A 22,925-nucleotide genomic window follows, 5' to 3' on the forward strand; every position below is an offset into this window, starting at 1 on the left:
AAAACAGCCGTAGATTTACATAATCTACGGCTGTTTTTCTTTGGAGACCTTACAATTATGTAACATAATGATTATTTTGCCACTTTCTAAAACAGATTTTTTTAGATAAATTGCAATGTTTTAATAATTCCGAAATTCCCAAATCTTTCAGCAAATATGGAGACCAAAAAAAGTTACACCGCAATCAAGGTTTTATTCAGCTACGTTGCATTATTGGCTTTGGTTGTCACCGTTGGATGGTTTCTTTATTCTGAAAATGTAGTTTACAACAAGCTGGAAGACAAGATTGCTTTAGAAAAAATAAAAATTCTTAGAGTCAGCAGATTGTATTCTAATGTTTATAAAACTGAAAGTTTAGCTCGACAAACCATTCAAAATAATTCTGAAAAAGATTTTAAAAATTATCTGATCGAAACCGATTCTCTTCGCAAACGTATCGATACTTTAAAGCAAGTTGTTACGACAGAATATCAAAAAACACTTTTGGATAGCGTTACTTATTTTTTGTCTGAAAAGACAGAAAACATCCAGCAATTAAGAGAAATTAAAAATAAAGCTGATGATGAAACCTCTGTAAATAATGCGATCGATGAAATCACAAAAATGGAATTTAACCTGAGAAAATTGGAGCTTCAGGATTTCACTAAAAACCCAAACCAGTTAGGAAGTTATCAGCGCGGCGTTTTACAGCGATATGTGGATTATTTAAATTCAAATATTCCAGACGATAGCACCAATACACTGAGCAAAAAAGCCTCTGATTCTATTTTGGCCAATTCTAAAAAACTTTTAAGTTCTGTAAAATTAAAAGCCGAAAAGAAGAAAGAATCTCTAAATTTTGAAGAAAACAAATTGCTTCAAAACGAAATAGCGATTTCGGATCAGCTTAGAAAAATACTTCGAATTATTGAGCGAGAAATTATCATCAATTCGATCAAAAGCAATTCATTAAAAGAAAAATCATTAAAAAGAGTCAACGAAATTGTGACAGCTTCTGCGGTTATCGGTTTGTTGCTGACGGTCTTTTTTTCGATTCTAATTGTGAGCGATTATTCCAAATCTCAATTGTATAAAAAACAGCTGGAAATTGCCAATTTCAAAACAAAAAACCTGCTTAAGAGTCGAGAACAATTGATTTCAACCGTAAGCCACGATTTAAAAACACCTTTGAGTACGATTGTAGGATATTCTGAACTTTTAGGAAATTCAGACATCAACACCAAGCAGTCTTATTTCGTTAAAAACATTAAAAACTCATCTGAATATATTTCACAGCTTGTTCAGGATTTATTGGATTTTTCGCAGATTGAAGCTGGAAAAATTTCGATAGAAAAAGTTCCGTTTTCATTACCAGAAATTATTGAAGATGTTGCCCGAAATATACAAACGGTTTACAAACAGAAAGATATTGATCTTATTATCAATATAGACGAGCAGTTTCAAAAACGCATTGTTGGTGATCCGTTTCGTTTAAAACAAATCTTGACCAACATTATCGGAAATGCTTATAAGTTTACCGAAGAAGGCCATATTCGAATTGCCGCTTACGCGAATGAAGATCAGTTTTTCACCATTTCGATTCAAGATACTGGAATCGGAATTGAAAAAGCCAATCAAAAATTGGTTTTTGAAGAATTTGCCCAAGCGAATGAAAGCATTGAAAAGAAATACGGAGGAACAGGTTTAGGTTTATCGATCTGCCAAAAGATTATTTCTATTTTGGGCGGTAATTTAACCTTAGAAAGCATCTTCGGAAAAGGAAGTACTTTCCTTATTCGACTGCCTTTATTATTTGATAATAGCCAAAATATTCCTGTAAACGAAATTAAACCAAAGACTGCAAAAAACAGTAAAAAACAAACTTTTATTGTTGTAGACGACGATATTAATCTTCTGAATTTAACGAGCGGTGTTTTAAAACAAGAACAGCATCAGGTGTTTTCGTTTACTAATCCTGCCAAAGCTTTAGAAACAATTAAAACCACTCCGTTTGATTTTGTAATTACCGATATTCAAATGCCCGAAATAGACGGATTTTTATTTTTAGAAAAACTTCGAGAACTTCCTGAAACCATTTTCAAAAATCAGCCTGTAATTGCATTGACAGGCCGTACCGATCTTGATCTTACTGTATATAAAAAGGCTGGTTTTACAACTGTTGTTAAAAAACCATATTCTCCAAAAATTTTACTAGAAACGATTCAGCATATTTTGGATCATGAAGAAGTGCCCATAACGGAATATACCGAGAATACAACACAAAATACTTCTCAAATATATTCTCTAGAAACCTTAAAGGATTTTCTGGGTCAGGACGAATCGGCTTTGAAAGAGGTTTTAAAGTCTTTTTTGGAAACCACTATAGAAAATTTAGGTTTTTTGAAAGTTGCCATTGAGGAACAAAATCATGACGAAATAAAATCTATCGCGCATCGTATTGCTCCAATGTTCAAACAAATTCAAGCGAATGAAATTGGAGATATTTTAAAAGATTTAGAAAAAGAAGATTTAAATACGATTGACATAAAGGCTACCTACGCCGATTTAAAAGAAAAAATAAAAGTCCTTTTTGAGGAATTGAAACAAGAAATTTAATCTTTAATGAAATTCATAAAAAAAGCAGTCTGTTTAGACTGCTTTTTTTATTCAATATTATATTGTTTCAATTTATTGTAAAGTGTTTTTCTGGTAATTTTCAGCAATTTTGCTGCTTCAGATTTATTATTCTGCGTTTTAGACAACGCATGTATGATCGTTTCTTTTTCATTTTCAGATAAAGAAAAAACTTCATTTGCTGGTGTCTGCTGTGTTTGAATCTGAAAAAATTCTGCTGGGAGAACATCGCTTTCAATAAAATCTCCTCGAGTTAAAAGCGTAGCACGTTTTACACAGTTTTGCAATTCTCGCAAGTTTCCAGGCCAGTTGTAATTCTGAAAAATAGAAACCACTTCTGGCGAAAATCCGATGACTTCTTTATGCAATTGCTGATTGGCTTTTTCTAAGAAATAATCGGCAAAAACCATTAAATCTTCACCACGATCTTTTAAAGATGGTGACTGAATCGAAAACTCGTTGATTCTATGGTATAAATCTTCTCTAAAATCGCCGTTTTTTACTGCCTCGCGCAAATCTTCGTTTGTAGCTGTAATAATGCGTATATCGACGTTTATTTCTTTATTGCTTCCTACGGGTTTAATTTTTCTTTCCTGAAGCGCTCTTAAAAGCTGAATTTGATTTTCGTAAGAAAGATTTCCAATTTCATCCAAAAATAAAGTTCCGCCATTTGCAGCTTCAAAATATCCTTTTTTATCGTTGATGGCTCCTGTGAAAGATCCTTTTAAATGTCCGAAAAATTCGCTAGCCGCCAATTCTTTCGGAATCGCACCGCAATCGACTGCAATAAAATTACTGTCTTTTCTTCTGCTTTGCTGATGAATGCTTTTTGCAATGATTTCTTTTCCTGTTCCGCTTTCTCCAATTATTAAAACCGACATATCGGTTGGACTTACCAGCTGAATGTGATCTAAAAGTTTTTTGGATGCAACAGAAATTCCTTTAACAAATTCATTTTCTCCTGATGGAGACTGCTTTTTTGCAGTCTTTTTTTCTTTTACAGGAGTTTCTTCTTCTTCCACTTTTGGCGCTTGAAGCGCATTGGTAATAACAAGAAGAACCTCATCTGGATTAAATGGTTTTGAAATATAATCTGCAGCACCGTTTTTGATGGCTTTTACCGCAGTGTTTACATCAGAATAGCCCGTCATCAAAATAACAGGAATATGAGGATGAGAATTTTTAAATTCAGACATAAGTCCGATACCGTCAGAATCAGGCAAGCGAAGATCTGTCAAAATCAAATCGAAAGATTCGTTTTTAACCGCTTCACGTGCTTCTGCTGCAGAGAAAGCTATCGTTACGTTGTACGCTTTTTTGATTAGAAATTTCTCTAATAATTTGCAAAACGCAATATCATCTTCTATCAGTAATATCTTCGGCATTTGGTTTGAGGGACTTTTTTGCTAAAATAACATTATTAAACTTGTTATTTCATAAATTTATGTAAAATATGTAAAAAAAAAGAGATTGCACGACGCAATCTCTTTTTCACCAAAAACATAAATCTAAATTCACCTAATTATATCTTCAACCAGTTACCATTGACATCTGAATAAACAGTAGCCTTCTGGTCTCCAACTGATATTTCGAGTTTATACTCTTTTTTTTCGTTTACAAATGCTTTCTCCAGTTTTGCTCCTGGATAAGCAGTCTGCAGAGCAGTTTTTACTGCTGCAGGAACAGCATCTGCCGTAACTTCAGTGTATTCTGACTGAACAGTTACAGTCGCTTTAGTGTTTTGAGAAACAGGCAATACATTGGCATGAATTGACATTGTTCCTAAAACTACCATAGCTAATAAGATTAGTTTTTTCATGATGCTGATTTTAAATTATTTTTTAATGATATTCCCAGAAGCATCTGTGAAAATAGTATACTTCTTGTCTCCACTTGAAATTTCAAGCTTAAACTCGTTTTTATCATTTTTATAAGCTTTCTCAAGCTTAGTATTTGGAAAAGATTTTTCAACTGTAGACTTGACAGCTGCCGGAACAGCATCTAAAGCAACTTCAGTATATCCATCCTGAACAAGTACTGATTGAGAAATCGAAATCGCTGGAAGAACTGTAGCGTTTACTGAAAGACTTCCTAAAACAATCGCTGCTGATAAGATTAACTTTTTCATAATATTTAGTGGTTTAAATTATTTTTTAAGGATTTTACCAGAAGCATCTGTATAAACGATCGATTTTTCGCCTCGAACGGTTATCTCAATTTTGTACTCCTTTTTATCATTAACCCATGCTTTTTCAAGCACTACACCAGGATAAGCGTCATCTAAACCTTTTTTTACGGCTGCCGGAACTCCGTCCACTTCTTTATATCCATCCTGATCATTTACTGTATGCACTATTGGAGTAGTTGCAACAGGGGTCTCTGCGTACATCGACAAACTGCCTAAAACAATTGCTGCCGATAAGATTAACTTTTTCATAGTAATAGTTTTTAAGGGTTAGACTTAATTATTTTTTAATCCAAGTACCATCTGCGTTAGCAAAAAGATTTCCTGTTTTGTCACCAACAGTAACTTCTAGTTTATATTCTGACTTTTCATTTTTGAATGCTTTAGTCAAAACTGCATCTGGATATGCTTTTTTAAGAGCGTCAGTTACCGCTGTTGGAACTTCTACTACTTTAATTTCTGTATATTCGTCTTGAATAGAAATTGTTTTAACGATTGTATTTGAAATTGGCGAAGTTGAAGCAAATGATGTTAAACCTCCCAAAACGATTGCGGCTGATAGAAATAAATTTTTCATGATAATTATATTTTAATGTAGTTAATTTGATTTTAGTATTCTTTATTTGAATTTTCATAATACGAATACTTTAGAATTTTGAATTATTTTTGAATCCAGGTTCCGTCTGCATTAGCAAAAAGATTTCCAACTTTGTCACCAACAGTAACATCAAGTTTGTACTCTGACTTTTCGTTTTTGTAAGCTTTAGTGATTACTGCAGTAGGATAAGCTTTTTTCAAAGATTCTGTAATTGCTGCTGGTAATTCTTCTAATTTAATTTCAGTGTATTCGTCTTCAATAGAAATCGTTTTTACGATTGTATTATTTACTTGTGTAGTTGAAGCGAATGAAGTTAAACCTCCTAAGACAATTGCGGCTGATAAAAATAAATTTTTCATAACGTATATATTTTAAATTAATAGTTGTTTACGCTTTAGATAATGAAATTATTATGCCGTAAAAGAAAAGAGCCGTGCCAAAGATCATAAAAACCTGTTTTTAAAGGCTTTAAGTCAAATATAGCAAAAAAAGATAAAACTTAAAAGGTGTGTAAAAGAGAAAAGAAGTGTGTAATAAGTAAACACTTTAAGTGTAACCTTGGCTGAAATTCCAAATTCCAATTGCAAGCTTAGGAAATTCCAATTTTTTAAATCCCAAATCCCAATGTGATCAAGATATAAGATCTAAAATTTTAAATAGCTCATCTCTAGTTTGGAATAGCGAACAGGCGAAGCAATTTAAAAAATTGGAATTTAATTTAAGAGGAAGTATATAAAAAAGAAAGGCTGTCAAAATTGACAGCCTTTAATATTATTCCTCGATAGATTTCATTTTAAATGTATCCATAAATGCAGTTGTATAATCTCCTGCAATATATTGTGGATCATCCATTAATTGTCTGTGGAAAGGTATTGTAGTTTTCACACCTTCGATTACGAACTCATCCAAAGCTCTACGCATTTTGCTGATAGCTTCTTCACGAGACTGCGCTGTTGTAATTAACTTAGCAATCATAGAATCGTAATTTGGCGGAATGCTATATCCTGAGTATACGTGAGTATCTAAACGTACTCCGTGTCCTCCTGGCATATGAAGCGTAGTAATTTTTCCTGGTGAAGGACGAAAATCGTTATATGGATCTTCAGCATTAATACGGCATTCTATAGCGTGTAATTGTGGAAGGTAGTTTTTACCTGAAATCGGAATTCCAGCAGCAACCATAATTTGCTCACGGATCAAATCATAATCAATAACTTGTTCTGTAATCGGATGCTCTACTTGAATACGAGTATTCATTTCCATGAAGTAGAAGTTTCTGTGTTTGTCTACTAAAAACTCTACTGTTCCAGCTCCTTCGTATTTAATGAATTCAGCAGCTTTTACAGCAGCTTCTCCCATTCTTGCACGAAGTTCGTCTGTCATGAAAGGTGAAGGTGTTTCTTCAGTAAGTTTTTGGTGACGACGCTGTACAGAACAATCTCTTTCAGAAAGGTGACAAGCTTTTCCGTATGCATCTCCAACAACTTGAATTTCGATATGACGTGGTTCTTCGATAAGTTTTTCCATGTACATTCCGTCATTTCCAAACGCAGCAGCAGCTTCCTGACGTGCACTTTCCCAAGCTTTTAAAAGCTCTTCTTCTTTCCAGATGGCACGCATTCCTTTACCACCACCACCAGCAGTAGCTTTCATCATAACTGGATATCCAATTTCTGCTGCTGTTTTTTGTGCATGTTCGTAAGATTCTAATAATCCATCTGAACCTGGTACACAAGGAACTCCTGCTGCTTTCATTGTAGCTTTTGCAGAAGCTTTATCTCCCATACGGTCGATCATTTCTGGAGCAGCACCGATAAATTTAATTCCGTGCTCTTGACAGATTTTTGAGAATTTAGCATTCTCAGAAAGAAATCCATAACCTGGGTGAATTGCATCTGCATTTGTAATTTCAGCAGCTGCAATAATATTTGACATTTTCAAATACGATAAGTTACTCGGAGGAGGGCCAATACAAACCGCTTCGTCAGCAAATTTAACATGTAAACTTTCTGCGTCGGCTGTAGAGTAAACTGCAACAGTTTTGATTCCCATTTCCTTACATGTACGAATTACACGTAGTGCAATTTCTCCTCTATTCGCAATTAATATTTTTTTAAACATCTTATTTTAATTAATTAGACAATTTGATAATTAGATAATTTTAGATGGTTAACAAAATTGCTTCGAACCATTCTAAAATCTAAAATCTAAAATCTAAATTTATTTATGATGGATCTACTAAGAATAAAGGTTGGTCAAATTCTACTGGAGACATATCGTCTACAAGAATTTTTACAATTTTACCAGAAACTTCAGATTCGATTTCGTTGAATAATTTCATTGCTTCAATTACACAAAGAACATCCCCTTTAGAAACTGTGCTTCCAACTTCTGTGAAAACTGGTTTGTCTGGAGATGGTTTTCTATAGAATGTTCCAATGATTGGAGATTTTATAGTAATATATTTAGAATCGTTAGCTGCTGCTGGAGCTTCTGGAGTTACACTTACAACTGTTGGAGCTGTAACTTGTGGAACTGCCGCTTGAGGTAAAGCTGCCTGAGCTGGTAATTGCTGTACGTAAGTTGCCTCTGTTACATTTGTTTCTAAAGTTGTTCTGATCGTGATTTTTACATCATCCATTTCTAACTTCACTTCTGCAACGCCCGAATTTGCAACAAATTTGATTAGGTTTTGAATTTCTTTTAAATCCATAATGATTCGTTTTTAGTTTTAATTTATTTTGTATCGTAAGCCCATTTTAAATAGATAGATCCCCAAGTGAATCCTCCACCAAAAGCGGCAAAGATAACATTATCTCCTTTTTTAAGCTTATTTTCAAAATCAGCTAATACTAATGGTAAAGTTCCAGAAGTAGTATTACCATATCTTTCGATGTTTACCAAAACTTTAGAATCGTCCAATTCTAATCTTCCGGCAGTAGCATCAATAATACGTTTATTAGCTTGGTGTGGCACTAACCAGTCAACATCTTGATTTGTCAAATTATTTCGTTGCAAAATCAATTCGCTAGCATCTGCCATATTAGTTACAGCATATTTGAAAACAGTTTTACCGTCTTGCATAATATTGTGCTGTCTATTTTTTACAGTATCTTCTGAAGGCGGAATCAAAGAACCTCCTGCAGGAATTTTAAGAAAATCGCGTCCTACACCGTCGCTTCTTAAATATTCATCCTGTAAACCAAGACCTTCATAATTTGGCTCAAAAAGAACTGCACCAGCCCCATCTCCAAAAATAATACAAGTTGCTCTATCTGTATAATCTACAATTGATGACATTTTATCTGCACCAATTAAAAGTACTTTTTTGTAACGTCCTGACTGAACATAAGCCGCAGCAGTAGACATTCCGTATAAGAAACTTGAGCATGCAGCTTGCAAATCGTATGCAAATGCATTTGTCGCTCCAATTTCTGTTGCAACAAATACTCCTGTAGAAGCCACCATCATATCTGGTGTTGCAGTTGCCATTATAATCATATCAATCTCAAGCGGATCAATATTTGCTTTTGCAATTAAATCCTGTGCTGCTTTTATCGCAAGGTACGACGTACCTTTATCAGCATCTTTAAGAATTCTTCTTTCTTTAATTCCTGTTCGAGTGGTAATCCACTCATCATTGGTATCAACCATTGTTTCTAGTACTTTGTTCGAAAGAACGAAGTCAGGAACATAAGCTCCAACAGCGGTAATTGCGGCTGTGATTGTATTCATTATATTCTATTATTTTCTTTTCAAATTATGATTAATTTGAAAAATTTTTAAAAGACTTGAAAATTACAAAAAAAAACGTAACGAATTTGTCTATATTTTCCTAAAAAACGAAAATTATGACCAACAAAAAAAACTCTCACTATGTGAGAGTTCTAGTATAATTTACAAAAACGTATTAAGCAACCGCTTCAGATTTATCGATAACAACTTGCCCTCTGTAGTACATTTTACCTTCATGCCAGTAAGCTCTGTGGTATAAATGCGCCTCACCTGTAATAGGACATGTAGCGATTTGAGCTACAGTAGCTTTATAATGTGTTCTTCTCTTATCTCTTCTTGTTTTCGAGGTTTTTCTCTTAGGATGTGCCATTTTACTATATTATTTATCCGTTAATAGTTTCTTTAATTTTTCCCAACGCGGGTCAATATCTTCTTCTTTATTACTCTCTTCCTTTTGTTCTTTTACACTTAATTCATTTAGTTTTATTAAAGTTTCTGTCTGTAGACTTCCATCTTTAACACCTGGATGAATTCTTTTTTGAGGTACTGAAAGCGCGATCATTTCATAAATATACTGCGCAACATCTATCTCGTGTTCACCATGTGGTAAAATCAATAATTCTTCGTTATCATTATTAAATTCATCTCCAAAGCGAACTATTAACTTCATTTTCCCTTTTATAGGTAAATCAAAATCTTCGCCTGTTAGATCACAAGGCACGTTTACGGTTCCTTTGTGTTTGAATTCTAACTCTAACATTGTACTTTTTTTATCAAAAAGCAAATTGACTTTAATGTCTGAACTTTGAAACTCATCGTATTCAAAATTCTTAAAGAACTCGTTATTTATCTGATACTCAAAATGGTGTTTTCCTAGTTTTAATCCTACGAAAGGAATTAAAAATTCTTTTGTTTTGCTCATTTCAACATCAATTTGATCAATTCAACTCTAAAACTAGATATCTGAATTGGGGTGCAAAGATATAAAATTATTATAAATCTAATAATCTTATTCACCTTTTTTTGTTTATAACTGTTTTTCTTTTATTTTAAGAGGTTTTTGGCTAATCTCCTCATACTGATTACGCGAGCGAAAAATATCGATTGCAAGATAGACTGCTTCTTTAAAAGAATTGTAATCTGCCATATCTTTCCCAGCAATATCGTAAGCTGTGCCATGATCTGGAGAAGTTCTAACTCTATTTAAACCTGCTGTATAATTAACTCCTTTACCAAAAGATAAAGTTTTAAATGGAATTAATCCTTGATCGTGATACATGGCTACAATAGCATCATATTTTTCATATTGACCGCTTCCAAAAAAACCATCTGCCGGAAAAGGACCAAAAACCATTGTTCCTGCTTCAAATATTTTTTTCAAAACAGGTTTCAAAATCAAATCATCTTCTTTACCAATTACACCGCCATCACCTGCATGTGGATTCAACCCTAAAACTGCAATTTTTGGCTTTACGATGCTAAAATCCTGAACCAAAGATTTTCTGACTGTTTCTATTTTTTTTGCAATTAATTCTTCTGTCAAATGTGAAGCAACTTCGTTAAGAGGCACATGATCGGTAATTAAACCTACTCTTAAATTATCCTGCACCATCATCATTAGTGCATCGCCTTCTAATTGCTGATCTAAATAATCTGTATGTCCAGGAAATTTAAAATCCTCAGACTGTATATTGTATTTATTAATAGGAGCCGTAACCAAAACATCAATTTCGCCATCTTTCAAAGCTTTTGTTGCTGCTGTAAAAGATTTAATCGCATACTCTCCTATTTTAGAATCATTAACTCCAAAATTCAGATCAACTCCTTCTCTCCAAAGATTTAAGACATTTACTTTTCCAGGTATAACCTGATCCAATTTGTCAACTCCGTGAAATTGGACTGTCGATGTAAAGCTTTTTCTAACGAATGAAAGAATTTTAGCATTTGCAAAAATAACCGGCGTACACAATTCCAACATACGAGAATCTTCGAATGTCTTAAGTATAACTTCGCTTCCAATACCGTTTAAATCTCCCACTGAAATTCCAACAATTATATTTTCTGCTTTTTTATTCATGAGCTCAGTTTATTTATTACTAATTTTGATGTGCAAATTTAGTAAAATAAAACCACAATGTTCACAGGAATTATAGAAACACTCGGCAGGATTCACGAAATTCAAAAAGACCAAAACAATCTTCATATAACAGTTGACTCTTCAATTACACATGAATTAAAAATAGACCAAAGCGTTTCGCATAACGGAATATGCCTTACAGTTGTTGCCATAAAAGAATCTTTTTATACGGTAACCGCAATTGACGAAACCATCTTGAAAACCAATATTGGAGATTGGAAAACTGGCGATATTGTAAATCTGGAAAGAGGAATGAAGCTTGGCGACCGCTTAGACGGACATATTGTACAAGGTCACGTAGATCAAACAGGCACTTGCATCAAAATTGAAGAAGCAAATGGAAGCTGGAACTACACTTTTGAATACGATAAAAACTTAAACAATATTACAATCGAAAAAGGTTCGATTACAGTAAATGGTGTGAGTCTTACAGTTGTAAATTCGAAAACAAATGAGTTTAGTGTCTCAATTATTCCGTACACTTACGAACACACTAATTTTAAAGATTTCAAAGTTAGCACAAAAATCAACCTTGAGTTTGATGTAGTTGGAAAATACATTTCTCGCCTTTATTCAATCAACAAATAAAGTTTTGCTATTTTCTACAAAAAAAGCTTCAATTTAAATTGAAGCTTTTTTTGTTTGATTTTTTTTATATATTACTACGACCCCTAAAATTAAGCCAGAAGTTAAAAGAAAAACTATATTTTCATCTATTGGAAACTGCTCAGGACATCCGAAGCAAGGTTCATCTTCTATAGTCATCTCACCTGCGTTACTCGTACTCTGCACATTCCCAGGAGGAGGCAGATTCTTCGGCGCAGCCAATAAAACATTTAAAAACAATAAGGCAATTACTAAAAATGGGGCTTTTAGATTTTTCATAAATTCAAGCGATTGCAAATCAGCAACTCTAGATAATTATTGATAAATATTCTTCTGTAGAAATTTCGCACAAACGCATTTCTACTTCCAAAATCTTGGACAAAAGTATAAGTTTTTTGCACAAAATCAACTTTTAAACCAAAAAACACAAAACAAATTTTAACATTTTTTTTCAAAATTCTGCTAATCCTTTTCAGAAAACGCTCTAGAGAACAATCAGTCTTTTTTGCTATTATTTATAAGACTTATAAGCTTATAAGAATTTCCTGATTTTAGCCGAATTTGATTTTTTACTATGAGAAAAAAAATCCTGTTACTAAAAATTTACGTCAAAAAAAGAAGTTTGGATTCAACTCTAATTACTTTTAAGAGAATGTTTTCAAATTAATATATTTGTACAGTTAAATTTGGGCTTTCAAATTCAAATCTATTTCCAAAACCTCTAATCAAGCAAATGAAAAACCAATATACAGTCGGAAGTTTATACGCAGGCGTCGGCGGTATTTGTTTGGGTTTTGAAAATGCGGGGTTCAAATTAGAATGGGCGAATGAATTTGATAAAAAAGCTTGCGTTACTTACAGGAACAATTTCGAGCACTCTCTTATTGAGGGTGATGTAATGGAATTGGATGTAAAAAAACTCAACAAAATTGATATTCTTACTGCCGGATTTCCATGCCAACCTTTCTCTCTTGCTGGCCATAGAAAAGGTTTTAAAGACAGTAGAGGAAATCATTTCTTTAAAATATTGGATTTTATTGACGAAATGAGGCCAAAAGTGGTATTTCTTGAAAATGTGAAAAATCTAAAAGGTCACGACAAAGGAAATACCATGAAAGTAATTCAGCGTGAAATCAAAAAACGGAATTATACTTTTGACAGCGCTATTTTGAACACCAAAAATTTCGGGAACATTCCGCACAATCGAGAGCGAATTTTCATGATTGCTTTCGATAAGGACTTCGTAAAAAAAGGCTTTAAATTTAATTTCCCAGAAAAAGAAGAATTAACAAAAAAGGTTGCCGATTTAATCACAAAAGAAAAAGTCGACAAAAAGTTCTATTACACCGAAGATAAATATATGTACAACATGCTCAAAGAAACTGTTGTGCGCGAAGACCGAATTTATCAGTTTAGAAGACAATATGTACGAGAAAATAAAAAAGAAGTCTGCCCTACTTTAACCGCCAATATGGGAACTGGCGGCCACAATGTTCCAATTATTACAACCGAATTTGGCTTTAGAAAACTAACTCCAAGAGAATGTTTTCGTTTTCAAGGTTTTCCAGACCATTATAAACTACCTAAAATTTCGAATTCTAGTCTTTACAAACAAGCTGGAAATTCGGTAAGTATGCCCGTGATACAGAGACTCGCTTCCGAAATTTTCAAATGCCTAGAAAAAGCCGAAGCTAGAAAATTAAAAACTGAAAAAGTTTAAATACTTAAAAGCATTATTGTTCCTTCAATTTTTGCCAAACAAACTTCGAGATTCTTTTCTATCTCTTTGCTCCAAAACCTTAAAACTGTCCAATTTTCAGAAACCAGAAAATTGTTGACTTCATCATCTCTTTGAATATTTCTTTCAATTTTAGGAATCCAATATTCCCGATTTGTTTTAATCCTCATTTGCTCCGTTTCCCAATCTTTTCCGTGAAAAAATTCACTATCCACAAAAATGGCCAATTTATATTTGGCAAAAGTAAGATCTGGCCTTCCAAATATCTTTTTGTTATTCTTTCGATACCTGTGACCCAATTTCCATAAAGCTTTAGCAAGCCTTACTTCGCCTTTTGTAGCAGTGCTTTTTATCGCCTGCATAGTTTTCCTCCTCTGTTCGGGAGTTAATCTATCCATCTTAAGATTAAATTTGTTTCGGATGGATAAAGTTAAGAGATTTTATAGAAAGGAAAGTTTAATTTTTGATGCAGAATATTTCAAATTTCACATCCTAAAAAGTATTGAAAAACAAAAAAGCCTCTACATTTCTGTAAAGGCTTTCTATTCTAAAGAAGTGGTCCCACCTGGGCTCGAACCAGGGACCACCTGATTATGAGTCAGGTGCTCTAACCAGCTGAGCTATAGGACCGGTTTAGAGGATGCAATATTACTACTATTTTTCATTCACTCCAAATATTTTAAGACATCATTTTAATTTAATTTTAAAAGTTTCTTCGAATCTCAAAAACGAAATTGATTTTCAACCTCTTATTCAAAAATTAAAATCACTTTTTTTTATTTAATTTCTTGGCAAAGCTCCATCAAAACGCCATTTGTGTTCTTCGGATGAAGAAAAACAACCAATTTATTATCGGCGCCTTTCTTTGGAACTTCGTTAATCAAGACAAAACCTTCGTTTTTTAAGCGAACAATTTCTGCTTCGATATCATCAACGTCAAAAGCGATATGATGAATCCCTTCTCCTTTTTTCTCCAAAAATTTAGCAATCGGACTTTCGGGATTTGTCGCAACCAAAAGCTCAATTTTGTTATTTCCTGTTTGAAAAAAAGACGTTAAGACACCTTCGCTTTCTACGGCTTCCATTTTATAAGACGGAACACCAAGCATTTTTTCGAACAAAATATTGGCATCATCCATATTTTTTACTGCAATCCCGATATGTTCTATTTTGTTTACCATCTTTTTCGGTTTATTGATTTGTGTACGTATTAAAATAACCGCATTCGGCAATTACGTCCTGATAATATTTCGTATCCGAATAGTCTTTTCTTAAAGCTTTGAATGAGTTCCAAGCAATAAAATTAACTTTATCATCTTGAATTTGCCAATAACTGTTTATTGCACTGTATTTTTTATTGTAATAATCGTTTCGTTCGCATTTCGAAATCAAGTACAGACATTTTGCTTTTTGTTCTTTGTTTGAAGCAGCTTCAAAAGCTTTCTGATAATACATTTTAGAAACCGAATTATTGGTAATCATTTCTTTCATCGAATCTCTAAACGAATACGGACTTGAACCGTAACCTACAATACTGATTTCGTAAAAAGTTCTTCCATTTCCAAAATGAGAGATATTATAAAATGCATTTCCTAGCAAAAGACTATTGGTATAAACATCTTCTTTTTGCGCTAGTTTATCCTGCATTTCTTTAATTGTATTTAGAAAATCTAACTGTGTATATTTTCTTTTCTGATACGCCGCATGCTCGCAATCATGGCAATCTTTGATGTTTCCGTTAAACGGATTTCCTAAGAATTTATAATACTGAACAGAATCGGTTTGCTGCATAAAGGCAATTGCTTCTGGAATCTTGTTTTTGAAAGTCGCCTGAACTGCCTGAAACTGATTAATATCTTTCAGCTTCAAACTATAAATTCCTGCTCCGATTTTCTCAATTTCCGACTTATTAGATTTTTCTAAGAAAGATTTTATCGCCAACAAATTCTTTTCGTTGTCATAAAAAGCATTTCCGTCATTCCAATAACTATAACGCGATTCACCATAAATCTCAGCCATCACAAAATTGCCGCTTTCTTTATACAAATGCGACAAATAGCTTCTGCTCCACGAAGAAGCATTTTGATAACGAAATTCCTCTCCTTTATAATTTTTAGGAAGCTCGTAATACAGCCAATTCAAATCGGCAAGAATTGTTTTTTCATTTTTATCTGTCAGCTTATCAATCTTGCTTAAATTATTTACAAAACGCAATAAACGAAGCTGCATTCCAGCCAATTGTGTTTTTGGAAGGTTTTTTTCTGCTTTAGCATAATTTTTATCTGCATTAGCATAATCCCCCTTTAAAGTTTGAAGATATCCAAGTGCCATGTCCCACAAATAGGGTTTATCGGTATTTCCTGCCGCAGAAATTTTTGCAATTAAATCAATAGAGCTATTATCAACTTTTGCTTTGTTTTCTGTTTTATTTTCTGCAACTGTCTGCGGTTTTGGTTTCTGATTTTCTCCTTGCCCGTCCAGCTGAAACGAATTATTTATTTTTTGCTCTAGCGAATTAACCAATCTTGTCCCGAGATAATTTAAATGTTCACTCTTCGGATCTAATTCGTAGATTTTTTCAATTGCCTGTTTTTCATCTTTATAATAGCCGTGAATTGCCCAAAGCGCCGCTTTTTCTTTATTATTTTTTGCCATCGCCAAAGCTTTAGCCCAATCTGATTCATTTTTTGGATGAAAACTGTAAGCCGTCACAACTCGTAATTCTGGACATTTATCAAAAACTTGAGCATATAAATAGTTCGAAGTCGCATATTTTTTCTGCTTGAAATTAATTCCCGCAACATACGCCAAAGCGCGATAATATAAAGTGTTTTTTGCAACTGAGCTTTCCGTTTTATTAAAAAAGTCAATTGCTTTTTGCTTATCATTACTATAAAAACGCGCTTTCATAGTCAAGAACCAATATCTGTTTTTCAAAAACGGATCAGACAGCGTGTTGTAGACATTTTCTATTGACTGAATCATTTTGGCATCATTGAACGTTTTGGCCACCACGGGATCGTAACTCCAATAATCTTCTCCAATAGAAACGGTTTCTATTTTCTGTGCCAAATACAAAAATTCGACAAAGTTTTTAACTTTCTCATCTTTCAAATTAAGCTTTTTGCCCCATTTCTGAGAGCTTTTATTTTCCTTTTTTGTTTTATAAAAAACATGCAAATCGGTTATTTCTTCTTTGTTTTTGATCACATTTTTTTCATCAGAATAATATCTAGGCTTTTCGTCACCAATCAAAAAATAATTAACTGTTGTTGTATCGGCTTTTCCTTTTAAGTAATCTGCCCAATCCGACTTTATGTTTTTATTAAAACGAGAATTGTGCTGAGTGTCAAAACCAATTCCGTAGAAAATTCCGCCTGACAAAAACAATGGCGAATACGATTTATCAGCAAAAGTTTCTGGAGTAAAATTTGAATTATAAGATCCTAAATAGTCCCAATCTCCATCTGCACAGGCGTATATTCCGATTGCAGAAAGCAAAACGGCACTAGAAACAAGAAATAACTTGCTCAAAAATATTCTTTTCATAATTATTTAAATTGAATTCGTCTAAATCGTAAAATATAATTTCGTTTGGCTTTTCCACAAGATTATCTTGCAAATCTTCTGCCATTTCTTTTAAATCTTCTGTTTTAATTTCTTCTATTTTTAAGAGATCATTTTCTTCATAAAAAACACCATTTTTATAATTGGCCTTTTTTACTCTGAAAAAAATTGGACTTATTTTTTCAAAATTAGAATCTTTTTCTAATGCTACACTGTTCATTTTAGAACGTAGTCCGATCACTTTATTGTTTCTAATATGAACTCCCCACGAATAAATTGGGAACGCAAAATCAAGATGTAGCGGATATCTTTTCAAACTTTTAAGATATCGTGCTGCTACTTTTTTATCATAAATAGAATTTAGCGAATCGGGCGCAATCGATCCCATATTATAATACATCAAAACTCCTGAATCCACATTTGGAATTTTCGTTTTTTTGAAGTATTTCACTTGATGCAATCGAATTGTAGCTGAAAGTTTCTTCTTCGAAAGCTTTTTAAAAACCTCTATAAATTTCAAATAATTCCCTTTACTTTTTAATGTCCAATCGCAATCAATTTGAATTTCCTGACACGAAATTTGATTTTTGGAATTGATCTGTTCTATAAAATCAAAAGTTTTCTGAGCCAAATCATTCACATCGAGATGAGGCTGCAACATAACTTTGTTCTGGATAAAAACAACTGGAACAATAATATATTCTTTTGGATTTTCTAAAAACCGAACAGGACTCACAGGAATTGGAAAGTTTGATTCTGGATGAAGTCCGATATCAAAATATCTCACATAAAGTTTCTGGACGTTATTTTCATTCAAAACTTCTCTTTCTGTTTTTGAGAATTTAAATATCGTTTTCCAGTAATAAAAGGAGATTACAGGTTTTTCGCTTTTAGTGCAAGACAACATTAAAAAGAGAAACAAAACTGGAAAAATTCGTTTGAACAAAACTTAGAAGATTACATTTTAATTCAAAAGTAAGAAATTATGCCGTTTTAAAATACTCGAAAGGTTAAAATTTTAGAAGAATTCCAAAAGTTCGAAATCCTAATAATTGCCCAAAAAATTTCAATTAAAGCAAATATAATTGTTATTTTGTGCAATCAAATTGAAAAACCGTTATGTTGAAAAACACTTTAAAATATATTGCCTTTATAATTTTAATATCAATGATAAGCTGCGCTAAGCGAGGCAGTATTACCGGCGGTTTAAAAGATACATTAGCTCCCGTTTTGGTCTCTAGTTTTCCCGAAAATTATTCTACAGATTTTAAAGGAAATACGATCCTTTTAAATTTCGACGAATATGTCAAGCTTAAAAACACCAATAAACAGCTGATTATTTCTCCTCCTTTAAAAAATGAACCTTTAATCACGCCTTCAACGGTGAGTAAATTTTTAAAGATTGAAATTCGAGATACCTTACAGCCAAATACCACTTATAGTTTTAATTTTGGACAAGCGATTACTGACAATAATGAAGGAAATGCTTTAAACCAATTTAAATATATTTTCTCTACAGGATCACACATTGACTCGCTTAAATTAAACGGAAGAATTAAAGATTCTTACGGAAAATATGTCGATAATTTCGTTTCTGTAATGCTATATGAAATAAATGACAAATACAAAGATTCTACTATTTACAAAGAATTTCCGCGCTACATTACCAACACTTTGGATAGTATGCGAACTTTCCAATTCGAAAATTTAAAAGAAGGAAAATATCTTTTAGTGGCTTTAAAAGACAAAGGATCAAACAATAAATTTAATCCGAAAGATGATAAAATCGGTTTCTTAAAAAACTACATCACTATTCCGACAGATACTGTTTATGAATTAGAATTATTTAAAGAAACATTGCCATTAAAAACGTTCAAACCTATTCAAGCCTCTGGAAACCGTTTGTATCTTCCGTATGACGGAAAACAGAATTTCAAAAATTCAAAACCAAAAATTGTTCTTAAAAACGGCGATGAAGTTCTAGAAACTATTATAACGCAATTCCCTAAAAAAGATTCACTTCAGGTCTGGTACAAACCTTTAAAGGCCGATTCATTATCTATGGAAGTGGAGAAAGGGAGCTACAACAAAAAGTTTTCTTTTAAAATTAAAGCTTTGAAAAAAGACACCCTAAATATTAAGGCGGTACAAAACGGCCAAATTAATTTTAGAGAACGTTTTACATTGGAAACCGAAACCCCATTGGTGAAATTTGACAAGTCTAAAATCAATTTGGTGAATAAAGATTCCGTTGCCGTTCCTTACACAACAGAATATGATGAATTTGACCAAAAACTGTATATCGATTTCAAAAAAGAACCTTTAGAAAAATACAATTTCACTTTCTTACCAGGCGCTTTGACTGATTTTTATGAAAAGACAAATGATACTTTATCGTATAAACTCAACACTAAAGAATATGCCGATTACGGAAATATTATCTTGAATTTAAAAAATGTAAAACGTTTTCCTATTATTGTTGAATTGACCAATAAAAAAGGAGATGTTGTTTTGGCTGAAGGCTATTCTGAAGGCGCAACCACATTAGAATTCAATCTACTCCAACCTGACCTTTTTACCGTGCGTGTTATTTACGATGACAACAAAAACAAACAATATGACACTGGTAGTTTCTTAGAGAAGAAATATGCCGAAGAAGTATTCTACAATCAGCAAGAGTTTGATGTGCGCGCCAATTGGGATCGGAACGAAACAATCGATTTGAGTATTCCGTTTAATCCAGAAGTCGAGAAAAAACAAGACGATAAAAAGAAAAAAGAAGCAGAAAAGAAACGAAAAGCGTTTTAAAGTTTAATTTCAAACTGATCTTTATCGCTTAAAAAATCCAGTTTTTTACGCGTTTCATACATGGTGTTTTTGTCCAATTCTATGACAAAGACACCATTTTTTTCTTGTGGCTCTAAAATATAATTGCCTAAAAAATCTATTGCCTGCGAGTGCCCCACATGTTCATAATCGTGAGCATCGTTTCCAATTCTATTTACTCCAACAACATAAGAAAGATTTTCTATGGCGCGGGCTTTTAGTAAAGTATCCCAAGCGTTGGTGCGCACTTTTGGCCAATTGGCAACATATAGAATAAGGTCGTAATTTTCTACATTTCGAGCAAAAACCGGAAATCTCAAATCGTAACAAATCTGAAGACAAATTTTCCAGTCTAGATAATCAACAATAACTTTTTGGTTTCCTCGTGTATAAACTTTGTCTTCGCCGGCTAGAGAAAATGAATGCCTTTTATCATAATATTGAATTTCGCCAGACGGAAAAACAAAAAGCATTCGATTGTAATATTTTCCATTTTCTGTAATGACAATGCTTCCTGTTATAGCAGTATTTTTCTGTTTTGCTTTTAATTTCATCCAAGCAATCGTTTCTCCTTGCATTGTTTCTGCAACTTCAGAAGCATTCATTGTAAATCCGGTAGAAAACATTTCTGGAAGTACAATCAGATTTACGTCCGACTCGATTTCATTAATTTTTGAATCAAAATTCTCTCGGTTTTTATCGGCGTTCTGCCAAAAAAGATCGGTTTGGATTAAAGCAATTTTCATTTTTATAATTTTATATAAAGGTAGAAAACATCAGTGTATACTTCATTTATTACTCCATAATTTTAACACTTGGATTGCAAAAAAAATGCAGTTTTTGCAAAAAAAATGCGATACTTGAAATTATTTTATATATTTGAATTTCCAACCACAATTACAACTAACTAAAAACCAACCACAAACCATGAGCATTCTTATACTCACAGCTTGCATTATTTTCTTGATTTTACAGATTGCTTGGTTTAAAATTAATCCGTTTATAGCCTTTATTATTACTTCGCTTTTAGCAGCACTTTTCCTTGGATTGCCAATTGAGAACATTTCCCCTGTTCTTCAAAAAGGCCTTGGCGAAATGTTAGGCTCCATTACTTTAATTATCGTTTTCGGAACTTGTATCGGAAAACTCGCTGTCTCTTCTGGAGCAGCAAATGTAATTGCCAAAACCGTTATGAGCTGGACAGGTAGAAAATATGTTCGCTTGGGTTTAATGATTACCGGATTCATAATTGGAATTCCGCTTTTTTACAGTGTTGGGTTTGTGCTATTAGTTCCGCTGATATTCTCTGTAGCACATCAATTCAAATTATCAAAAGTATATTTAGGAATTCCTATGCTGGCGTCACTTTCTGTAGCGCATGGTTTTCTTCCGCCGCATCCTTCGCCAATGGCATTGAGCAGTATTCTAAAAGCAGACATTGGACTTGTACTAATTTATGGAATTATAATCGCGATTCCAACCATTTTAATTGCTGGTTTACGGTTTTCAACTCTATTTAAGAATATTAAAACCGAATCGGAACATGAAATTTTAAATGTAGAAGAAGTAAAAAATGAAGGCAAATTGCCAAGCTTTGGCTTAAGTTTATTTTCTGCCCTATTTCCCGTTTTTGGATTGACAATTACATCTTTGCTTCCTTTAATTTCAGATAATGAAAAACTGATTGCAATCTGCAAAATTATCGGAGATCCAAGTATGATAATGCTTTTATCGCTTTTGCTCTGCACCTATACGTTAGGAATTAGAATGAACAGAACAATGTCTTCTGTAATGGATGATTACACGCAAGCCATCAAAGATGTTGCTTTGATTGTTTTGATTGTTGGTGGCGCCGGCTGTTTAAAAGAAGTAATGATTGTAAGCGGTGTAAACGAAACCATTGTTTCGACTTTAAACCAAGTAAATATTCATCCGTATTTATTGGCTTGGATGATGGCTGCCATTATTCGCGTCTGCGTTGGTTCTGCAACTGCGGCTGGTTTAATGACCGCGAGTGTTTTAGTACCTTTATTACAAATTAACGATCTTGACCCTAATCTCTTTGTACTTTCTGTCGGAGCAGGAAGTTTAATGTGTTCGCACGTAAACGATCCGAGTTTCTGGATGTTCAAAGAATATTTCAATATTAGTCTAAAAGACACTTTTAGATCCTGGACAGTAATGGAATCTCTAGTTTCTGTTTTAGGAATTGTATTTATATTTATTTTAAACGCTTTAATACATTAAAATCATGAGTTTAAATCCGCAAGAAAAATTCGAAAGTCTAGGTTTGTCACTTCCTCCTGCTCCACAGCCGTTAGGAATATACAAACCGTATTTGGTAGACGGAAAATATTTGTATTTGTCTGGACACGGACCTGTTCAAGACGATAAATCTTTAATTATCGGCAGAATCGGAGAAGATATGGATATCGAAGCTGGAAAATTGGCAGCAAGACAAGTAGGCTTAACAATGCTTTCAACAATCGTTACCAATTTTGGAAGTCTGAGTAAAATAAAAAGAGTAATCAAAGTTCTAGGAATGGTAAACTGTACTTCAGATTTTCTTAAACATCCTTATGTAATAAATGGTTGCAGCGAATTATTTGCAGAAGTTTGGGGACAAGAAAACGGAATTGGCGTGAGAAGTGCAGTAGGTTTCGGATCGCTTCCTGATAATATTCCCGTTGAAGTTGAAGCGCTTTTTGAATTGTACTAAAAGCCTTTTATATAGCCACGAATTACACAAATTACACGAATTTAATTTGCGGAAATTTTGTGCAATTGCTTCGCCTGTTCGCTATCCCTCGGGTTGTGGTTAAAAAAAATAAAAATACACATAATTACTATGTGTATTTAAACAAGTAAAACGCCTTTTTCAACACAAATAAAAACTATGATTCTATGTGTTGAAAAAATA

24 protein-coding genes and 1 tRNA gene are annotated in these 22,925 nt (G+C 33.2%); 6 read left to right on the top strand and 19 right to left on the bottom strand.

Features of this window, described 5'->3' with window-relative positions; translation table 11 throughout:
* Positions 1-156 precede the first annotated feature (156 nt).
* Positions 157-2,595, top strand: coding sequence for a hybrid sensor histidine kinase/response regulator (locus Q9Q97_RS00600; protein WP_306153378.1), 2,439 nt, complete (start codon positions 157-159; stop codon positions 2,593-2,595).
* Positions 2,596-2,642: 47 nt separating this feature from the next.
* Here Q9Q97_RS00600 and Q9Q97_RS00605 read toward each other — a convergent pair whose 3' ends face one another.
* The 12 genes from Q9Q97_RS00605 to pdxA form a co-directional block, all read right to left on the bottom strand.
* Positions 2,643-3,998, bottom strand: coding sequence for a sigma-54 dependent transcriptional regulator (locus Q9Q97_RS00605; protein ID WP_306153379.1), 1,356 nt, complete (start codon positions 3,996-3,998; stop codon positions 2,643-2,645).
* A 137-nt stretch (positions 3,999-4,135) separates the two neighbouring features.
* Complete coding sequence (locus tag Q9Q97_RS00610) at positions 4,136-4,432, bottom strand: hypothetical protein (RefSeq protein ID WP_306153381.1); 297 nt, start codon at positions 4,430-4,432, stop codon at positions 4,136-4,138.
* A 15-nt stretch (positions 4,433-4,447) separates the two neighbouring features.
* Complete coding sequence (locus tag Q9Q97_RS00615; RefSeq protein WP_306153383.1) at positions 4,448-4,741, bottom strand: hypothetical protein; 294 nt, start codon at positions 4,739-4,741, stop codon at positions 4,448-4,450.
* Positions 4,742-4,759: 18 nt separating this feature from the next.
* Complete coding sequence (locus tag Q9Q97_RS00620) at positions 4,760-5,050, bottom strand: hypothetical protein (protein WP_306153385.1); 291 nt, start codon at positions 5,048-5,050, stop codon at positions 4,760-4,762.
* Positions 5,051-5,078: 28 nt separating this feature from the next.
* The gene (locus tag Q9Q97_RS00625; protein WP_306153388.1) at positions 5,079-5,375 is read right to left on the bottom strand and encodes a hypothetical protein; all 297 of its coding nucleotides are present in this window, start codon (positions 5,373-5,375) and stop codon (positions 5,079-5,081) included.
* An 83-nt stretch (positions 5,376-5,458) separates the two neighbouring features.
* Positions 5,459-5,755, bottom strand: coding sequence for a hypothetical protein (locus tag Q9Q97_RS00630; protein ID WP_306153390.1), 297 nt, complete (start codon positions 5,753-5,755; stop codon positions 5,459-5,461).
* Between the two features lie 412 nt (positions 5,756-6,167).
* A complete protein-coding gene (accC, locus tag Q9Q97_RS00635; RefSeq protein ID WP_306153392.1) occupies positions 6,168-7,517 on the bottom strand; it encodes an acetyl-CoA carboxylase biotin carboxylase subunit in 1,350 nt (449 codons plus the stop codon).
* Between the two features lie 103 nt (positions 7,518-7,620).
* The gene (gene accB / locus Q9Q97_RS00640) at positions 7,621-8,109 is read right to left on the bottom strand and encodes an acetyl-CoA carboxylase biotin carboxyl carrier protein (RefSeq protein ID WP_306153395.1); all 489 of its coding nucleotides are present in this window, start codon (positions 8,107-8,109) and stop codon (positions 7,621-7,623) included.
* Between the two features lie 23 nt (positions 8,110-8,132).
* Positions 8,133-9,131: a beta-ketoacyl-ACP synthase III gene (locus Q9Q97_RS00645; RefSeq protein ID WP_306153397.1), complete on the bottom strand. Its 999-nt coding sequence runs from the start codon at positions 9,129-9,131 to the stop codon at positions 8,133-8,135.
* A gap of 175 nt (positions 9,132-9,306) precedes the next feature.
* On the bottom strand, positions 9,307-9,501 hold the full coding sequence (gene rpmF / locus Q9Q97_RS00650) for a 50S ribosomal protein L32 (RefSeq protein WP_008465217.1): 195 nt from the start codon (positions 9,499-9,501) through the stop codon (positions 9,307-9,309).
* 9 nt (positions 9,502-9,510) lie between these two features.
* Entirely contained in the window at positions 9,511-10,053 is a 543-nt protein-coding gene (locus tag Q9Q97_RS00655; protein WP_306153415.1) for a DUF177 domain-containing protein, read from the bottom strand.
* A 105-nt stretch (positions 10,054-10,158) separates the two neighbouring features.
* On the bottom strand, positions 10,159-11,208 hold the full coding sequence (gene pdxA / locus Q9Q97_RS00660) for a 4-hydroxythreonine-4-phosphate dehydrogenase PdxA (RefSeq protein WP_306153417.1): 1,050 nt from the start codon (positions 11,206-11,208) through the stop codon (positions 10,159-10,161).
* Positions 11,209-11,265: 57 nt separating this feature from the next.
* Between pdxA and Q9Q97_RS00665 the strand changes: the two genes are divergently transcribed.
* Positions 11,266-11,856, top strand: a complete 591-nt coding sequence (locus Q9Q97_RS00665) for a riboflavin synthase (protein ID WP_306153420.1) — start codon at positions 11,266-11,268, stop codon at positions 11,854-11,856.
* A 33-nt stretch (positions 11,857-11,889) separates the two neighbouring features.
* Here Q9Q97_RS00665 and Q9Q97_RS00670 read toward each other — a convergent pair whose 3' ends face one another.
* The gene (locus Q9Q97_RS00670) at positions 11,890-12,153 is read right to left on the bottom strand and encodes a hypothetical protein (protein ID WP_306153422.1); all 264 of its coding nucleotides are present in this window, start codon (positions 12,151-12,153) and stop codon (positions 11,890-11,892) included.
* Between the two features lie 454 nt (positions 12,154-12,607).
* On the opposite strand from Q9Q97_RS00670, the gene Q9Q97_RS00675 reads away from it, so the two are divergent.
* The gene (locus tag Q9Q97_RS00675) at positions 12,608-13,594 is read left to right on the top strand and encodes a DNA cytosine methyltransferase (protein WP_306153424.1); all 987 of its coding nucleotides are present in this window, start codon (positions 12,608-12,610) and stop codon (positions 13,592-13,594) included.
* Here Q9Q97_RS00675 and Q9Q97_RS00680 read toward each other — a convergent pair.
* From Q9Q97_RS00680 to Q9Q97_RS00700, 5 genes are all read right to left on the bottom strand, one after another.
* Positions 13,591-14,010, bottom strand: coding sequence for a very short patch repair endonuclease (locus Q9Q97_RS00680; RefSeq protein ID WP_306153426.1), 420 nt, complete (start codon positions 14,008-14,010; stop codon positions 13,591-13,593). The two genes, Q9Q97_RS00675 and Q9Q97_RS00680, sit on opposite strands and share 4 nt — an antisense overlap.
* Positions 14,011-14,168: 158 nt before the next feature.
* Positions 14,169-14,242 (bottom strand) — tRNA-Ile (locus Q9Q97_RS00685).
* 146 nt (positions 14,243-14,388) lie between these two features.
* Entirely contained in the window at positions 14,389-14,793 is a 405-nt protein-coding gene (gene mce / locus Q9Q97_RS00690) for a methylmalonyl-CoA epimerase (protein ID WP_306153428.1), read from the bottom strand.
* 10 nt (positions 14,794-14,803) lie between these two features.
* Positions 14,804-17,161, bottom strand: a complete 2,358-nt coding sequence (locus Q9Q97_RS00695) for a hypothetical protein (protein ID WP_306153430.1) — start codon at positions 17,159-17,161, stop codon at positions 14,804-14,806.
* Positions 17,121-17,996: a hypothetical protein gene (locus Q9Q97_RS00700; RefSeq protein WP_306153432.1), complete on the bottom strand. Its 876-nt coding sequence runs from the start codon at positions 17,994-17,996 to the stop codon at positions 17,121-17,123. Before Q9Q97_RS00700 ends, Q9Q97_RS00695 begins: the two co-directional genes overlap by 41 nt.
* 302 nt (positions 17,997-18,298) lie before the next feature.
* Between Q9Q97_RS00700 and Q9Q97_RS00705 the strand changes: the two genes are divergently transcribed.
* Entirely contained in the window at positions 18,299-19,987 is a 1,689-nt protein-coding gene (locus Q9Q97_RS00705) for an Ig-like domain-containing protein (RefSeq protein WP_306153434.1), read from the top strand.
* Here Q9Q97_RS00705 and Q9Q97_RS00710 read toward each other — a convergent pair.
* The gene (locus Q9Q97_RS00710) at positions 19,984-20,751 is read right to left on the bottom strand and encodes a nitrilase family protein (RefSeq protein WP_306153436.1); all 768 of its coding nucleotides are present in this window, start codon (positions 20,749-20,751) and stop codon (positions 19,984-19,986) included. The two genes, Q9Q97_RS00705 and Q9Q97_RS00710, sit on opposite strands and share 4 nt — an antisense overlap.
* Positions 20,752-20,932: 181 nt before the next feature.
* On the opposite strand from Q9Q97_RS00710, the gene Q9Q97_RS00715 reads away from it, so the two are divergent.
* Together Q9Q97_RS00715 and Q9Q97_RS00720 are read left to right on the top strand one after the other, a co-directional pair.
* On the top strand, positions 20,933-22,252 hold the full coding sequence (locus Q9Q97_RS00715) for a GntP family permease (protein ID WP_306153438.1): 1,320 nt from the start codon (positions 20,933-20,935) through the stop codon (positions 22,250-22,252).
* A 4-nt stretch (positions 22,253-22,256) separates the two neighbouring features.
* A complete protein-coding gene (locus Q9Q97_RS00720) occupies positions 22,257-22,724 on the top strand; it encodes a RidA family protein (protein WP_306153440.1) in 468 nt (155 codons plus the stop codon).
* The last annotated feature ends 201 nt before the right edge of the window (positions 22,725-22,925 follow it).

Origin of the sequence: Flavobacterium sp. DG2-3, from assembly GCF_030730925.1 — a bacterium.
Lineage (GTDB): Bacteria > Bacteroidota > Bacteroidia > Flavobacteriales > Flavobacteriaceae > Flavobacterium.

Coding starts and splice junctions, on each gene's coding strand:
- Q9Q97_RS00600 (WP_306153378.1), top strand. CDS start 157: ATGGAGACCAAAAAAAGTTACACCGCAATCAAGGTTTTATTCAGCTAC.
- accC (WP_306153392.1), bottom strand. CDS start 7,517: ATGTTTAAAAAAATATTAATTGCGAATAGAGGAGAAATTGCACTACGT.
- Q9Q97_RS00630 (WP_306153390.1), bottom strand. CDS start 5,755: ATGAAAAATTTATTTTTATCAGCCGCAATTGTCTTAGGAGGTTTAACT.
- Q9Q97_RS00620 (WP_306153385.1), bottom strand. CDS start 5,050: ATGAAAAAGTTAATCTTATCGGCAGCAATTGTTTTAGGCAGTTTGTCG.
- Q9Q97_RS00655 (WP_306153415.1), bottom strand. CDS start 10,053: ATGAGCAAAACAAAAGAATTTTTAATTCCTTTCGTAGGATTAAAACTA.
- rpmF (WP_008465217.1), bottom strand. CDS start 9,501: ATGGCACATCCTAAGAGAAAAACCTCGAAAACAAGAAGAGATAAGAGA.
- Q9Q97_RS00665 (WP_306153420.1), top strand. CDS start 11,266: ATGTTCACAGGAATTATAGAAACACTCGGCAGGATTCACGAAATTCAA.
- Q9Q97_RS00610 (WP_306153381.1), bottom strand. CDS start 4,432: ATGAAAAAACTAATCTTATTAGCTATGGTAGTTTTAGGAACAATGTCA.
- accB (WP_306153395.1), bottom strand. CDS start 8,109: ATGGATTTAAAAGAAATTCAAAACCTAATCAAATTTGTTGCAAATTCG.
- Q9Q97_RS00625 (WP_306153388.1), bottom strand. CDS start 5,375: ATGAAAAATTTATTTCTATCAGCCGCAATCGTTTTGGGAGGTTTAACA.
- Q9Q97_RS00605 (WP_306153379.1), bottom strand. CDS start 3,998: ATGCCGAAGATATTACTGATAGAAGATGATATTGCGTTTTGCAAATTA.
- Q9Q97_RS00695 (WP_306153430.1), bottom strand. CDS start 17,161: ATGAAAAGAATATTTTTGAGCAAGTTATTTCTTGTTTCTAGTGCCGTT.
- Q9Q97_RS00675 (WP_306153424.1), top strand. CDS start 12,608: ATGAAAAACCAATATACAGTCGGAAGTTTATACGCAGGCGTCGGCGGT.
- Q9Q97_RS00710 (WP_306153436.1), bottom strand. CDS start 20,751: ATGAAAATTGCTTTAATCCAAACCGATCTTTTTTGGCAGAACGCCGAT.
- mce (WP_306153428.1), bottom strand. CDS start 14,793: ATGGTAAACAAAATAGAACATATCGGGATTGCAGTAAAAAATATGGAT.
- Q9Q97_RS00615 (WP_306153383.1), bottom strand. CDS start 4,741: ATGAAAAAGTTAATCTTATCAGCAGCGATTGTTTTAGGAAGTCTTTCA.
- Q9Q97_RS00715 (WP_306153438.1), top strand. CDS start 20,933: ATGAGCATTCTTATACTCACAGCTTGCATTATTTTCTTGATTTTACAG.
- Q9Q97_RS00720 (WP_306153440.1), top strand. CDS start 22,257: ATGAGTTTAAATCCGCAAGAAAAATTCGAAAGTCTAGGTTTGTCACTT.
- Q9Q97_RS00680 (WP_306153426.1), bottom strand. CDS start 14,010: ATGGATAGATTAACTCCCGAACAGAGGAGGAAAACTATGCAGGCGATA.
- Q9Q97_RS00670 (WP_306153422.1), bottom strand. CDS start 12,153: ATGAAAAATCTAAAAGCCCCATTTTTAGTAATTGCCTTATTGTTTTTA.
- pdxA (WP_306153417.1), bottom strand. CDS start 11,208: ATGAATAAAAAAGCAGAAAATATAATTGTTGGAATTTCAGTGGGAGAT.
- Q9Q97_RS00705 (WP_306153434.1), top strand. CDS start 18,299: ATGTTGAAAAACACTTTAAAATATATTGCCTTTATAATTTTAATATCA.
- Q9Q97_RS00645 (WP_306153397.1), bottom strand. CDS start 9,131: ATGAATACAATCACAGCCGCAATTACCGCTGTTGGAGCTTATGTTCCT.